The 14072-nt window shown below is 53.0% G+C and carries 14 protein-coding genes; 6 read left to right on the forward strand and 8 right to left on the reverse strand.

The window, feature by feature from the left end; translation table 11 throughout:
• Nucleotides 1-21: 21 nt before the first annotated feature.
• Nucleotides 22-939 (reverse strand): sulfate adenylyltransferase subunit CysD, encoded by a 918-nt coding sequence (gene cysD / locus F7R27_RS06245; RefSeq protein WP_420846615.1) that lies wholly within the window; start codon nucleotides 937-939, stop codon nucleotides 22-24.
• A 408-nt stretch (nucleotides 940-1347) separates the two neighbouring features.
• Between cysD and F7R27_RS06250 the strand changes: the two genes are divergently transcribed.
• From F7R27_RS06250 to cysG, 4 genes are all read left to right on the forward strand, one after another.
• On the forward strand, nucleotides 1348-3006 hold the full coding sequence (locus F7R27_RS06250) for a nitrite/sulfite reductase (RefSeq protein ID WP_151703374.1): 1659 nt from the start codon (nucleotides 1348-1350) through the stop codon (nucleotides 3004-3006).
• Nucleotides 2990-3463, forward strand: a complete 474-nt coding sequence (locus F7R27_RS06255) for a DUF934 domain-containing protein (protein WP_151703375.1) — start codon at nucleotides 2990-2992, stop codon at nucleotides 3461-3463. The genes F7R27_RS06250 and F7R27_RS06255 overlap by 17 nt, the downstream gene beginning before the upstream one ends.
• Before the next feature lie 99 nt (nucleotides 3464-3562).
• A complete protein-coding gene (locus F7R27_RS06260; RefSeq protein ID WP_151703376.1) occupies nucleotides 3563-4186 on the forward strand; it encodes a phosphoadenosine phosphosulfate reductase domain-containing protein in 624 nt (207 codons plus the stop codon).
• A 46-nt stretch (nucleotides 4187-4232) separates the two neighbouring features.
• Nucleotides 4233-5675 carry a siroheme synthase CysG gene (gene cysG, locus F7R27_RS06265; protein ID WP_151703377.1) on the forward strand — a complete coding sequence of 481 codons (1443 nt, stop codon included), beginning with the start codon at nucleotides 4233-4235 and terminating at the stop codon, nucleotides 5673-5675.
• Here the strand turns inward: cysG and F7R27_RS06270 are convergent.
• The 6 genes from F7R27_RS06270 to puuE form a co-directional block, all read right to left on the reverse strand.
• Nucleotides 5657-7411, reverse strand: a complete 1755-nt coding sequence (locus F7R27_RS06270) for a protein adenylyltransferase SelO (RefSeq protein WP_151703378.1) — start codon at nucleotides 7409-7411, stop codon at nucleotides 5657-5659. The two genes, cysG and F7R27_RS06270, sit on opposite strands and share 19 nt — an antisense overlap.
• 83 nt (nucleotides 7412-7494) lie before the next feature.
• Complete coding sequence (locus F7R27_RS06275) at nucleotides 7495-8109, reverse strand: TetR/AcrR family transcriptional regulator (RefSeq protein WP_151703379.1); 615 nt, start codon at nucleotides 8107-8109, stop codon at nucleotides 7495-7497.
• A gap of 71 nt (nucleotides 8110-8180) precedes the next feature.
• A complete protein-coding gene (locus tag F7R27_RS06280; RefSeq protein WP_151703380.1) occupies nucleotides 8181-9374 on the reverse strand; it encodes a urate hydroxylase PuuD in 1194 nt (397 codons plus the stop codon).
• A gap of 77 nt (nucleotides 9375-9451) precedes the next feature.
• On the reverse strand, nucleotides 9452-9958 hold the full coding sequence (locus F7R27_RS06285) for an ureidoglycolate lyase (protein WP_151703381.1): 507 nt from the start codon (nucleotides 9956-9958) through the stop codon (nucleotides 9452-9454).
• 41 nt (nucleotides 9959-9999) lie between these two features.
• On the reverse strand, nucleotides 10000-10536 hold the full coding sequence (gene uraD / locus F7R27_RS06290; protein WP_151703382.1) for a 2-oxo-4-hydroxy-4-carboxy-5-ureidoimidazoline decarboxylase: 537 nt from the start codon (nucleotides 10534-10536) through the stop codon (nucleotides 10000-10002).
• Nucleotides 10533-11453: an allantoinase PuuE gene (gene puuE, locus F7R27_RS06295; protein WP_151703383.1), complete on the reverse strand. Its 921-nt coding sequence runs from the start codon at nucleotides 11451-11453 to the stop codon at nucleotides 10533-10535. Before puuE ends, uraD begins: the two co-directional genes overlap by 4 nt.
• Before the next feature lie 350 nt (nucleotides 11454-11803).
• On the opposite strand from puuE, the gene uraH reads away from it, so the two are divergent.
• Together uraH and F7R27_RS06305 are read left to right on the forward strand one after the other, a co-directional pair.
• Entirely contained in the window at nucleotides 11804-12160 is a 357-nt protein-coding gene (uraH, locus tag F7R27_RS06300; protein WP_151703384.1) for a hydroxyisourate hydrolase, read from the forward strand.
• Between the two features lie 127 nt (nucleotides 12161-12287).
• Nucleotides 12288-13049 carry a GntR family transcriptional regulator gene (locus tag F7R27_RS06305; protein ID WP_151703385.1) on the forward strand — a complete coding sequence of 254 codons (762 nt, stop codon included), beginning with the start codon at nucleotides 12288-12290 and terminating at the stop codon, nucleotides 13047-13049.
• Nucleotides 13050-13143: 94 nt separating this feature from the next.
• On the opposite strand, the gene xdhC is transcribed toward F7R27_RS06305, so the two are convergent.
• A complete protein-coding gene (gene xdhC, locus F7R27_RS06310; protein WP_206060426.1) occupies nucleotides 13144-13974 on the reverse strand; it encodes a xanthine dehydrogenase accessory protein XdhC in 831 nt (276 codons plus the stop codon).
• Nucleotides 13975-14072: the final 98 nt, after the last annotated feature.

Genomic DNA, 14072 nt, shown 5'->3' on the forward strand with positions numbered 1-14072 from the left:
CGGACGTGCAGGGCGAATGGATCAGAAGTAACCTTCCATCTTCTTCTGCTCCATTGAGCCGGCACCATCATGGTCGATAACACGACCCTGACGCTCGGAGGTGGTGGCCAGCAGCATCTCCTGAATGATCTCCGGCAGGGTTTCTGCACTGGATTCAACGGCACCGGTCAGCGGGTAGCACCCCAGCGTGCGGAAGCGGACCTTTTTCATCATCGGCGTTTCGCCCGGCTTCAGTGGCATGCGCTCATCATCGACCATGATCAATGAGCCATCGCGTTCAACCACGGGGCGTATCGCAGAGAAGTACAGTGGCACAATCGGGATCTGCTCCAGATAGAGGTATTGCCAGATATCCAGCTCGGTCCAGTTGGACAGAGGAAACACGCGGATGCTCTCGCCCTTGTCGACACGGGTGTTGAAGATGTTCCACAGCTCTGGGCGCTGATTCTTCGGATCCCAGCGATGGTTCTTGTCGCGGAATGAGAAGATACGCTCCTTGGCGCGGGACTTTTCCTCATCGCGGCGAGCACCCCCAAATGCGGCATCGAAACCATACTTGTTAAGGGCCTGTTTCAGACTCTGAGTTTTCATGATGTCGGTATGCTTTTTGGAGCCGTGCACAAAGGGGCTGATGCCCATCTGCAAACCTTCCTGGTTGATATGGACGATCAGATCCATACCCGCCTTACGCGCCATCTGGTCGCGGAAGTTGATCATCTCCTTGAACTTCCAAGTGGTGTCGACATGCAACAGCGGAAATGGAGGGATGCCAGGGTGAAAGGCTTTACGAGCCAGATGCAGCATCACGGTAGAGTCTTTACCGATGGAATAGAGCATCACCGGATTGTCGAACTCGGCGGCCACCTCACGAATGATGTGAATGCTCTCGGCTTCAAGCTGTTTCAGATGTGTTAAGCGATGTTGCGACAGCGGCTTCATGTTAAGACTCTTTTCAAGCTGGTGATCGGGTATCGGGACGAATTGCATTCATCCTTATATAGATGATGGGATTATCCGCGATGTTTTATAAAATAAAAAAGAATAAATAGAAATTTATTATAGCATTTGGGTATATCAGCAGGTAGTAGGCATGCATCACTTTTTTAGATATGATTTAGCTATATTAAAATGAGTAATTATTATTTTATGTTATATTGCATAGCCGGTATGATGCGCCAATAACGCTGTAAGCAGGTGCCGGGGGTTCCATTCATCTTGTGTAATCTGCATATGATATGATGTCGGGCCTGAAAAGGGTTGCTCCCAGGTGTGGTTGCCTGACAAAGAGTCGCTGCTTGATAAGAGTCAACGTTTAAACCTGTCGCCAAATAATTTAAAGAAGTCATTATGTATCAATACAATGAAGTCGATCAGCGCATCGTGAACGAACGCGTTGAACAGTTCCGGGATCAGACCCGACGCTTCCTGGCCGGGGAGCTGCCGGAAGAGGAGTTCCAGGTGTTGCGCCTGATGAACGGACTCTACATTCAGCGCCAGGCTCCCATGCTGAGGGTTGCCATCCCTTATGGTCTGCTGTCATCCGAACAGTTGCGCAAGCTGGCACATATTGCTCGTGTCTACGATCATGGCTATGCCCACTTCACGACGCGCACCAATATTCAGTACAACTGGCCCAAGCTGGAGCAGGTACCGGATATTCTGGCGGAGCTGGCAGAGGTGCAGATGCATGCGATTCAGACTTCGGGCAACTGTATCCGCAACACGACAACAAGCCACTTTGCCGGTATCGAGGCGACAGAGGTAGAAGATCCGCGCCCCTGGTGTGAAATTATCCGCCAGTGGTCCACGCTGCATCCTGAGTTTGCCTACCTGCCACGCAAATTCAAGATTGCCGTGACAGGAGGTCCTGAAGATCGTGCTGCCAGTCAGGTGCATGATATCGGTCTGCATCTGGTGCGTAACGATCAGGGAGAGGTGGGTTTTGAGGTCCTGGTTGGTGGCGGTCTGGGTCGTACCCCGTTTATTGGCAAGGTGATTCGCGACTTCCTGCCCAAGCAGGATCTGATCTCCTACCTGGAAGCGATTCTGCGTGTTTATAACCTGAAAGGGCGCCGCGACAACAAGTACAAGGCGCGTATCAAGATTCTGGTGGACGCGATGGGTGCTGATGCCTTCCGTGAACTGGTTGAAGCCGAGTGGGCGCATATCCGTGATTCCGAACTGCGCCTGACTGATGCTGAAGTGGAACGTGTCAAAGGTTACTTCGCACCGTTTGCCTATGATGCTGCGGCCGCTGATGATGCATCACTGAATCAGCACCTGGCTGAAGATCAGGATTTCCGTGTCTGGTATGAGCGTAATACCCGTGAGCACAAGGCACCGGGCTATCGCATTGTGACTGTGTCGCTCAAGCCACATCTGGGTGCGCCCGGCGATGCGACAGATCTGCAGATGGAGGTGGTCGCTGATCTGGCTAATCAGTACAGCTTCAATGAGATACGTGTCACGCACGATCAGAATCTGGTGCTGGGTGAAGTGAAACAGGCTGACCTTTACAGCGTCTGGCAGACACTGGTAGAGCATAATCTGGCGCGCGCCAATATCGGTACCCTGACCGATATGATCTGCTGCCCCGGTTTTGATTTCTGCTCTCTGGCCAATGCCAAGACTCTGAATATCGCCGATGATATCAATGCGGCTTTTGATGATCTGGATTATCTCTATGATCTGGGTGAGATCCGCCTGAACATGTCCGGCTGCATCAATGCCTGCGGTCATCACCATGTCGGTCATATCGGTATTCTCGGTGTCGATAAGAAAGGTGAGGACTGGTATCAGATCACGCTGGGCGGTTCCAGCCGTGAAGACGCTTCGCTGGGCAAGGTATTGGGTAAATCAGTGGCCGCCGATGAAGTTCCTGAAACGCTGCGCAGAATTCTGCTGACCTATGTCGAGCAGCGTATTGAGGGTGAACGCTTTTTGGATACCGTTCGTCGTATCGGTATGGATCCATTCAAGGAGAAAGTCTATGCCGCTGCTGCTTGATCGACAGATCGCTGAAAACACCTGGCAGTTTGTAGAAGAGTCACTGCCGGCTGACACAGGTAATGCCGATCTGGTCGTGCCTTTTGAACTGCTGCCACAACTGCTGGATCAGCATCAGGGCCGTTGTGGCGTGCGCGTACCCGGTGAGCTGCCATATGAAGAGCTGCTCCCCTTTCTGGAACGTGTTGCTCTGATAGAGATTGAGTTCCCCATTTTCCGTGATGGGCGTGGTTTCAGTCTGGCACGCCTGTTGCGTCGTGCCGGATTTACCGGTGAAGTGCGTGCGGTCGGTGATGTCAGCCGTGATCGTCTTGGCTATATGGAACGCTGTGGCTTTAATGCCTGGATGATTTCTGATGAGCGCTTCTCCGAGTCGGATTTGCAGGCGTTTGCCGAGATCAGTGTGCGCTATCAGGCGGGAGCAGACGATCCGCGTCCCATCTACCGTCAGCAGTAAGACTTGTCAGTAGCAAGCAATTGACGATAGTCACTATTATCAGTCGTCACTATTGTCAGCAGTGAGCTATTGCCAGTGGAAACCATACAGGGGAAAAGTATGACTATTGATCTGGCTGCGTCCAATGCAGCGCTTGCCGGTAAATCGGCTCAGGAGATTGTGGCCTGGGCGATTGCGCAGGCTGAAAACCCGCTGATCACGACCAATTTCAGGCCTTACGAGTCGGTGATTCTGCATATGGCGACTCAGGTAAAACCTGATATTCGTGTGCTCTGGGTCGATTCCGGCTACAACACTTCGGCGACATATCGTTTTGCCGAGAAGCTGATTCAGGACCTTAACCTGAATATCGTGACTTACATTCCGCAGATGACAGCGGCGCGTCGTAATGTGCTGATGAAGGGCATACCTGATGTTGATGATCCTTTGCATGAAGAGTTTACGCGTCAGGTTAAACTTGAGCCTTTCCAGCGTGCGCTGGCTGAGCTGAAACCTGACCTGTGGCTGAATGCGATCCGTCGTGAGCAGACAGAGTTTCGTCAGACGCTCGATATCGTGACGGCGAGCAAGGATGGTGTCATCAAGGTGGCGCCTCTGTTCGACTGGACAACCGAGCAGCTAGAGGCCTATCTGGCGGAGTACAAGCTGCCGAACGAGCATGATTATTTTGATCCGACCAAAGCGGCAGAAACCCGTGAGTGCGGACTGCATACTCAACTATAATCAGTTCAGGCTGCCATGGTGGTAGCCCTTACCAGAGGTCTGGGTTGTGGATTATCTGCCACTGTTTTTCGATCTGAAGGGCCGGCAGGTACTGCTTGTCGGCGGTGGGGATGTCGCGCTGCGCAAGGCGCGACTGCTGGCACGTGCCGGTGCGGTCATATCGGTTGTAGCCCACGAAGTGGATCCGGAGCTGCGTGAGCTGCTTGAGACCCATCATGGGCAGATCATCATTGGTGGTTATCACAGCGCACTGCTTGATGAAAAAGTGCTGGTGATCGCAGCCACCGATGATGAGCGCGTGAATGAATCGGTTCACTATGATGCTGTGGCGCGTGCGATGCCCGTGAATGTGGTCGATAACCCCCCTCTGTGTACCTTCGTTTTTCCTGCCATCGTTGATCGCTCCCCCATTGTGATAGGTATCAGCTCTGGCGGTCAGTCTCCTGTGCTGGCGCGCCTGCTTCGTGCCCGTCTTGAAACGCTGATTCCCAGTGGCTATAGCCGACTCGGACAGTTGGTCGGTCGCTTCCGAGATCAGGTCAAGGCGCGCCTTGGCAGCGTTGGTGAACGCCGTGTCTTCTGGGAGAAAGTGTTGCAGGGGCAAGTGGCTGAACGCGTCTTTGCCGGCCAGGATGAAGCGGCTGAGCGCTTACTCGAAGAGCAGATCCAGGCAGGTAATGCCGGTCATCAGGTGGGTGAAGTCTATCTGGTGGGGGCGGGACCGGGCGATCCAGAGTTGCTGACCTTCAAGGCGTTGCGACTGATGCAGCAGGCAGATATTGTCTTTTATGATCGCCTGGTATCGGCCGAAGTGCTGGACCTGTGCCGCCGTGATGCGGATCTGGTCTATGTCGGCAAGCAGCGCGACAATCATGCTGTACCCCAGGAGGGGATCAATCAACTGTTGATTGATCATGCACGAGCCGGTAAGCGCGTAGTGCGCCTCAAGGGGGGGGATCCCTTTATCTTTGGGCGTGGTGGCGAGGAGCTGGAGCAACTCAAAGAGGCGGGCATACCCTTTCAGGTGGTGCCTGGCATCACTGCTGCCAGTGCCTGTTCAACCTACAGTGGCATTCCTCTGACACATCGTCAGTATGCTCAGTCGGTGAGGTTTGTCACCGGACAACTGAAAAACCGTGCCAGTGAGCTGAACTATGCCGAACTGGTACACCCGAATCAGACCATTGTCTTCTATATGGGGCTGCATACTCTAAGGACCCTGTGTAACGGCCTGGTGGCCCATGGTAAGCCAGACACCACACCCGCTGCGATCGTATCCAAAGGCACCTCTGCCGATCAGCAGATACTGATCGGTACACTGGCGGATATTGCCGATAAACAGGATCAGTTGCAGCTTCCGGCTCCTGCGATGATTATTGTCGGGGAAGTGGTGGAGCTGCAGTCGAAACTGGCCTGGTTCGGTGACAGTGCTGCTGCTCCGAGAATGAACCTGGCGCAGCAGACCAAGGCTTATGACGAGCAGCTGTAATAAGACACCCCTCCGATCTCAAAGAGCTCCGGGGGTTTAAGCCTGTAATACTTTTCATTTATATCTTTTGCTTGGTCGGCGTAGGGTAGTGTCATGACATCCTGCAACTCTCGAAGTAGAGCATAGTTACCCGTACTTGCTTGCTGATACGCTGGAACAACCAGCCATTCCCGCAAAATATATTTTGGATTTACGCGTTTCATCTGTCTGGAAAGCGCTTCACGAGATCGGGTCGGGCTGTCTATGCTGATGAGCGACTTCCATTTCATAAGCCATTGTGACCAGCGCCTGTCCATCTCTTCGGTGTCTGTTTCAGTCGTCCATTTCATGGACACTCCGGAAGGGCTCGATTCTGTATAAAAGCTTTTTTTCAGTGGACCAATATCATCAGGTATCGTCGAAAGCTCGCGGAAGAAAAGCGTGTAATCAACCGGCGTTTGCGCCATCAGCATCGTCAGCTGGTTAAACAACTCTGTATTAAAGACCTCCAGTCCAAGTTTGGCAGTCCACATTCTCTCCATTTCCGCTTGCATCGCTTTTGGAAAGTTATTTTGAATCTCATCCAGCAGGGATAAGGCGTCAGGGGAGGCCGTCAGCAACGGGCGCATGGCTGAACAGAACATCTGGAAGTTGCGCTCTGCGGCCACGGGTTGGTTCAGGAAGGCGAAGTGGTGCCCGCCACCCGTCCATGGCTGAAAGTGTGGGGAGAACAGATCGCAGAAGCCGTATGGGCCGTAGTCAAGTGTGAAGCCACCGGCCGCGCAGTTGTCACTGTTGAAGTTACCCTGGCAATACCCGACACGGATCCAGTTCGCAACGAGCGATACAAGGCGGCTGCGGAATTCACGGGCAAGCAACACCACCTTTTTTTCGACCTCCAGCTTAGGGTCGATCGCTTCACCGTACTCTCGATCAATTAGATGCAGTACAATTTTTTTGAGCTCTTCCATTGCTTGCGGGTGTTCTTTTTTTCTGGCACGGCGGCCAAAGAGCTCAAGTTGACCTACCCGGATGAACGAAGGTGCAACCCGTGTCGAGATGGCGACTGGCTCTGATACAAGCCTGTCTGGGTCCGGAGACGGTGTGCCATCCGAGTACCACGGGCGCTTGACCTTCTCTGTTTTCGAAACATACAAGCTCAGAGAGCGTGATGTCGGTACACCGAGCGCGTGCATATGCTCTTGCGCCAGGAATTCCCGAACACTGGAGCGCAAAACTGCCCTGCCATCTGCGCCACGGCAGTATGGCGTCCTGCCGCCACCTTTTAACTGCATTTCCCAGCGTTTACCGTTGATGACGGCCTCAAGCACCGACACCGCGCGACCGTCTCCGTAGCCATTACCTGTCTGGAAAGGACACTGCCGGGTGTATTCAGTACCGAAGATGGAGAGTGCGTAGCCACATGCCCAGCCGTACTTGCGCATCGGCTCTGGAGCCTCTGTAAGATCACCGGAGAACACGCGAACGAAATCGGCCGTCTGCGCCAGGCTGTCGTCGAAGCCCAGTTCACGAAAGAGGCTCTTACCATGAGCGATATACTCGGGCGCTTCGATCGGGGTGGGCTTGACGGGGACATAGTGACCTGTAAAGACCTGCCGAGGGTCGTGGTCGGCACCATCCAAAGTCGCGTCAGGATCACAGTTGAGCGATTCCATGAGCGAGTAATCTGCAAGCCCTGCAAGGTCGTCGAGGGTAGAAACGCCAGGGGAAGTTTCTCGGGGTGGTGGCTGTATCATACGGCTCCTTATGGCTTTGAAAACCGCTTTCACGTTCATGCCTCAGCCGATAGAGGTCAATCGTTTTGAGTAGGGTGATGCTGTTACTGAGTGATCCCGCAACCGTGCAATACCAGTTGAGTCAGCGTGGCGGCTGCTGCTTCGTAATCTTCATCACTCATCTCCTGCTTACCACTGACGATCGAGATCTGCCAGCCGAAATCGGCATAGGTCTGGGTTGAAGCCCAGATACTGAACAGCAGGTGCTGTGGGTCGATAGCGGGTGAGATCAAACCTCGATCTTTCCAGCTCTGCAGGCGCGCAATGATATAGCGTGCCTTGTTGTGCAGCTGCTCAGCCATCTCTGGTGACAGATGGGGCGCGCCATGCATGATTTCACTGGCAAAAACCTTGGAGGCATGGGGCAGGGTGCGAGAGATTTCGAGTTTGGAGCGGATGTAGGCGCTCAATACCGGGGCGGGATGATCATCATCCTCTTCAAAGGGAATATAGGCTTCCATCAGGGGTTCAATGATGCTTTCCAGCACCGATTGATAGAGGTTCTTCTTGCTCTGGAAGTAATAATAGACGTTGGCTTTGGGGAGCCCTGCCTTGTCTGCTATATCACTGGTTTTAGCGCCAGCGTAGCCTTTTTCGGCAAAGACTTCGCTGGCGGCGGTGAGAATCAGATCCTGATTTTTTTCTCGAATCCTGCTCATGGAATCCTTCTGGTTGTTCGTTTCCTGTATTGGAAACGACTCTACATCCTGAGCAGGCTTCAGACAAGTGCTTAATCCAGCTTGCTACCGGCTGCGATCCAGGCGCCCACCACATCTCGCTCTTCCTGAGTCATGCCGGTCATGTTACCAAGCGGCATGGTATGGGTGGCAACTGTCTGAGCATGTATTCTGGCTGCATTCAGCTTGATCTGCTCAGGCGTTTCAATGATGAAGCCACCGGGAGGAGATGCAAACATGGGGCTGCTCGGAGAGGTGGCATGGCATATTACGCAATGCTCCTGCATGATCGATTCAACCTGAGTAAAGCTGGGTGCGGCACCAAATTGCGCAGCGGATGCGTCCTGCATTCTGTAATTGGGAGCCGTAACATAAGCCAGGCAGATCATGCCCAGTGCCGCCGCAGGAAGGGTCCAGACATACTTGTTGGTCTCATGACGAGTATTGAAGTAATGACGAACCAGTACGGCCAGTATTGCGATGCCTGCCAGAATCAGCCAGTTGTACTCACTGCCATAGGTCGCCGGATAGTGGTTGCTGATCATGATGAAGAGTACAGGCAGGGTGAAATAGTTGTTATGGCGTGAGCGCAGCAGCGCCTTGCCCGGCAGGACTGGATCCGGGGTGCGGCCCTCCTCTATGGCACTGACGAGTGCGCGCTGGCCCGGCATGATGGTGCGGAATACGTTACCGACCATGATCGTGCCGATGATGGCACCGACGTGGATATAAGCGCCACGACCGGTGAATACCAGGGTCAGAGCCCAGGAGGCAGCGACCAGCAGCAGGAAGATTACTGCGCCGAGCAGAGCCGGCTTCTGGCCCAGAGGTGATTCACACAGAAAATCATACACAAACCAGCCAACGATCAGTGAGCCGATACCGATAGCCACGGCTGTCAGGGGTGTCAGGCCGCTGCCAGGCGCGATCAGGTGCAGTGCAGGGTTCAGGTAGTAGACCACCAGCAGCAGGGCGACACCGGACAACCAGGTGGCATAGGCCTCCCACTTGAACCAGTGCAGGTTCTCGGGCATTTTCGGGGGGGCAAGCTTGTATTTCTCCAGGTGATAAATACCACCGCCATGAATCGCCCAGAGATCACCGGATAGTCCCTCGCGCGGGTTCTTGCGCTCCAGATTGTTTTCCAGCCAGACGAAATAGAAGGATGCACCTATCCAGGCGATGCCTGTGATCATGTGAATCCAGCGCAAGCCCAGGTTGAGCCAATCGATGAGATGTGCTTCCACGTTCTTTACCTCTTGTCAGCCAGCTGATCAACTCTGTATCAGTGGCCTTTTGCGTTTATAAAATTTATTGGTGCAAATCAGCGGTTGGGTTCCAGGGTGATGAGGGTATCATCCGGGAAAAAGTGCTCGTCGCAGTTGGGTAGATCACCGGTACGGTCCACGATAAGAAAGTCATCCTCGGGGAAGAGGGCAATAACCGGGTGGTGCCAGACACCGCTGCGATAGTTGACGCCCTGACGACCATGAGTGATGAACGCGCGGATATCCGCGGGGTTGATCTCATCGCCCTTGGGCGCAACCACCACCAGAAAGGGTCTGCCGAGCAGTGGGATGAATGCCTGACTGCCGTGGGGGTGGCGCTCAAGCATACGGATACGCAGAGGCATCTCCAGCCCCTGTGCTCTGAAGATACTGATGATCGCCTGGCCATCACTTGGTCCGGTTTCCACTTCGGCAAGGCGGTGGTAACGGCGTGTCGAACCATTGTTGATCATGAAAAACTCGCGGTCATCGGTATCGATCACATCGCCGAATTCTGCAAAGGCGGCAGGTGTCAGGGGTTCTGGTTTGAGTAGAAGGTTCATTGCATCTGCCTCATTGAGTCGAAAGTTTAATCTCTGATAACTCAGAGCTGTTGCAGTCGGAACAGGGCGATCTTGTTGATCTCGCTTAATGCCTGTTTGAACTCGTCCTGCTGCGAATGGTGTATGCGCTTTTCAAAGGCTTCCAGTATCTGATAACGGTTGCTGCCCTTGACGGCCATGATAAAGGGAAAGCCGAATTTAGCCTTGTAAGCATCGTTGAGCTCGCTGAAGCGCTTGAACTCCTCTTCGCTGCAGGCATGAATCCCTGCACCTGCCTGCTCGTCCGTGCTGGACTGAGTCAGCTCACCACGAATTGCAGCCTTGCCGGCCAGATCAGGGTGGGCATTGATCAGTGCCAGTTGTGCCTCATGACTCGCGTTCAGCAGCACATCGCACATCTGCTGGTGCAGTGTTTCGATGTCATCCAGATCAATTTCTGTGCTCTGGTCTGCCAGATCATGGACTTGGTCATAAACGGTCTCGGCAACCCAGGGCGAGTGTTCATAGATATCGGCAAAGGTGCTGACAAATTCTTCGCGGTTGAGCTGCGATGGCTTGATGGTCTTAAACTGACTCACAAAGAGGACTCCTTATAAGGGTGTTGTTCATGCCAGTGGCGAGCAATATCTATGCGGCGGGTACACCAGACTTGCTCATGGCTGCGGACATAGCGAAGAAAACGTTCCAGCGCTGCGATTCTGCCGGGGCGGCCTATCAGTCGGCAATGCAGACCGATAGAGAGCATCTTGGGTGCCTCTGCGCCCTCTTCATACAGGACATCGAATGCATCCTTTAGATAGTTGAAAAACTGATCACCCGAGTTGAACCCCTGAACCTGTGTAAAACGCATGTCGTTGGTATCCAGCGTATAGGGGATGACCAGGTGAGGCTTCTGCTCGCCCTTGACCCAGTAGGGCAGGTCGTCGTCATAGCTATCGGAATCGTACAGAAAACCACCTTCCTCCATGACCAGTCGGCGCGTGTTGGGGCTGTTACGACCGGTATACCAGCCCAGCGGGCGCTCGCCGGTGATATCGGTCAGAATATCGATCGCCTTGTGCAGGTGTTCACGCTCTGTTGCTTCGTCGGTGTATTGATAGTCGATCCAGCGATAGCCGTGGCTGCAGATCTCATGGCCGGCTTCTGCCATGGCGCGGATCACATCCGGGTGGCGTTGGGCAGCCATGGCGACAGCAAAGATGGTCAGTGGAATGTCATGTTTCCTGAATAGTTTCAACAGACGCCATACGCCGCTGCGACTGCCATACTCATAGAGTGATTCCATACTCATGTTACGAACGCCCTGCAATGGCTGCGCAGAGACCATTTCAGACAGAAAGGCTTCTGACTCCTTATCGCCATGCAGAACACAGCGCTCGCCGCCCTCCTCATAGTTCAGTACAAAGGAGAGGGCTACCCGTGCGTTGCCGGGCCAGTGAGGGTGAGGTGGCTGGTTGCCGTAACCTATCAGGTCTCTGGGGTATTCTGCGCTCACAGGATGTTCCTTTATCAGTTGTCGCTCGGTTGGGTAGCATGCTGTTGTGTGCATGACGCTCCGAATTTCTGTTATGTATACAATACGTGATTTAAATTGTAAAACATAAAATTAAAAAATTGTTCTTTTTTTGAGTCTGCTTGAGCGGTGGTCGACACTGGAAGTGTAGCCTATCCGGGCTGAAAGCCGCTGTTTATATGGTATGACGTCGAAATTCAATAATTGTGTACAATTTTTAACTAATCTGTAGTACAAAAAAAGAAATGATGGTATGTTTGCTCCTATACCCTTCAGTAACTGACCGAGAGAGGAGGCGAAGTGTCTGCCAATAGGTGGATACTCGAATAGAAATGGGAAGATTGACAACGCATGTACTTGACTCTGCACATGGCTGCCCTGGACATGGAATCAAGATCGAACTGTTCCGTGTAGGCGAGCAGAGTGAGCTGATCCCTCTGACCACATCGATCACCAATGATGATGGCCGCTGTGATAATCCAGTGCTCGAAGGTGAGGCGCTGACCACTGGTGTCTATCAACTGGTATTTCATGCAGGTGATTACTATCGTCAGCGTGGTACTGATCTGCCAACACCGGCTTTTCTGGATCAGGTCGTGTTGCGCTTCGGTGTTGCCAATGCTGATGAGCACTATCATGTACCGCTGCTGATCTCACCCTACAGCTACTCAACCTATCGTGGTAGCTGACAGGGCTTGAATACCACCAGCCCTGTTGTATTGTATGCAGGAATGATACTATTTGTTTTTTTGCACTGAGCCCATGCGAGGGCTTGCTAAAGTGTTTATATGAAAGAACTTATATGAAAGAGCTTTTATGAAAGAAAAAGCTTCCCTGCAAGGCAGTTTATCGCGCAAAGAGAAAGAAAGTGTCTCCAGCACACAGGATGACAGGGTTTACGCCCATATCTTCGAAGCGATTCTGGAACAGCGTCTGGCACCGGGTGTTCGCCTGAGCGAAGAAACACTCGGTGAGATTTTCGATGTCAGCCGTACCACCATCAGGCGTGCCTTGACGCGTTTATCGCATGAGCAGGTGGTTCTGCTGCGGCCAAATCGAGGGGCTGTTGTGGCCAGTCCGAGTCTGGATGAGGCCCAGCAGATCTTTTTTGCACGTCGCATGGTGGAAAAGGCGATAACCGAGCTGGCTGTGGAAAATGCCACCAGCGCTGACATTGCCAGTCTGCGTGCAATGGTTGCTGAAGAACAGGCCTGTTTTGCCCGCCATGATGTCGGTGCCGGGATTCGTCTTTCCGGCGAGTTTCATTTGCGTCTGGCAGATATTGCCGGCAACGCCCCTCTGGGGGTTTTTCAGCGCAGCCTGGTGTCACAAAGCTCTCTGGTCATTGCGTTGTATGATGTTGGCAGCAAGTCGCACTGTTCGTTTGATGAGCACAAAGAGATCATCGACGCGATAGAGCGGAAAGACGCTGTACGTGCAGTGGATCTGATGATGCATCATATGGATCATATCGATGCGAAACTCAATCTGAGCACGAAAAACACCTCGGATAATCTGCACGAAGTATTCTCTCATCTGGCGGCATCGGGCAAAAAAACCTCCCGCAAGCGCGCCTGAAACGGCTGGCAAATCTTATAACCTGAATCCGGGATACGTTAGCAATACAAACAGTTGGCAGTAAAGTCACGGATTCAGGTATGAGCGTTGACTGTCAGGCGGGTTCAACTGCTTTTAGTTTGCGCTGCTTATGCTGCTTGTGAAGGTCTGCTTCGGCGTTATAAGTGGCGATGATCTCACCGGCGATCGAGATCGCTATCTCTGCCGGTAGCTTGCCTTTCACCTGCTCAATACCCATCGGACAACGCATTTTTTGTGTCACGTCCTGGCTGATGCCCGCCTTGTGCAGACGATGCTCAAAGCGATTGCGCTTGGTTTGAGAGCCGATCAAGCCGAAATAGGCGAAATCATCACGTCGCAGGATCTGTTCAGTGATCTCCATATCGAGCTGATGATTATGGGTCATCACGATATAGTAACTACCCGGAGGCATGTTACTGACCTCTGCCACCGGGTCATCAGTCAGGATGCAGTTGATACCTTCAGCTGTCTGCTCAGGAAACTCCTGCTCACGTGAATCTATCCAGTGGATCTGGCAGGGGAGGGTAGCCAGCAGGGGGGTCAGGGCACGTCCGACATGGCCGGCACCGAATACCGCAACCTGAACCATCGTATGACCGAGAGGTTCGAACAACAGCACCGCAGCGCCACCACAGCACTGTCCCAGGCTGGCACCCAGCACAAACCGTTCCATGCGGGTTTCTGTTGCTTTGCCTTGCAGCATCTCACGTGCGATTTTCATCGCTTTGTACTCAAGATGGCCGCCACCGATGGTGTCATGGATAGCATCCAGTGTGACAACCATCTTGGAGCCAGTATTACGGGGTGTTGAGTCGTGATGCTCAATGATCGTGACCAGAATGCAGGCTTGTCCACTGTCATTCAGCGTCTTGATGGCATCTATCCAGTTATTGCTTTTCATCATACGAGTCGCTGTATAGGGTTCTGCCCTTAGGTAGCGGGCAATCAAATGCATTATCTGAATTTAGACTAAACTTGACTCTTAAGTCAAATAAAATTGAC

This window comes from Nitrincola alkalilacustris (assembly GCF_008973755.1).
GTDB classification, from domain to species: Bacteria; Pseudomonadota; Gammaproteobacteria; order Pseudomonadales; family Balneatricaceae; genus Nitrincola; species Nitrincola alkalilacustris.

Bases quoted from the DNA above. Each gene is read 5' to 3' on its own strand.
- F7R27_RS06305 (WP_151703385.1), top strand. From the start codon at position 12,288: ATGAAAGAAAAAGCTTCCCTGCAAGGCAGTTTATCGCGCAAAGAGAAA.
- F7R27_RS06260 (WP_151703376.1), top strand. From the start codon at position 3,563: ATGACTATTGATCTGGCTGCGTCCAATGCAGCGCTTGCCGGTAAATCG.
- F7R27_RS06250 (WP_151703374.1), top strand. From the start codon at position 1,348: ATGTATCAATACAATGAAGTCGATCAGCGCATCGTGAACGAACGCGTT.
- F7R27_RS06275 (WP_151703379.1), bottom strand. From the start codon at position 8,109: ATGAGCAGGATTCGAGAAAAAAATCAGGATCTGATTCTCACCGCCGCC.
- xdhC (WP_206060426.1), bottom strand. From the start codon at position 13,974: ATGATGAAAAGCAATAACTGGATAGATGCCATCAAGACGCTGAATGAC.
- uraH (WP_151703384.1), top strand. From the start codon at position 11,804: ATGGGAAGATTGACAACGCATGTACTTGACTCTGCACATGGCTGCCCT.
- cysD (WP_420846615.1), bottom strand. From the start codon at position 939: ATGAAGCCGCTGTCGCAACATCGCTTAACACATCTGAAACAGCTTGAA.
- F7R27_RS06285 (WP_151703381.1), bottom strand. From the start codon at position 9,958: ATGAACCTTCTACTCAAACCAGAACCCCTGACACCTGCCGCCTTTGCA.
- F7R27_RS06270 (WP_151703378.1), bottom strand. From the start codon at position 7,411: ATGATACAGCCACCACCCCGAGAAACTTCCCCTGGCGTTTCTACCCTC.
- F7R27_RS06255 (WP_151703375.1), top strand. From the start codon at position 2,990: ATGCCGCTGCTGCTTGATCGACAGATCGCTGAAAACACCTGGCAGTTT.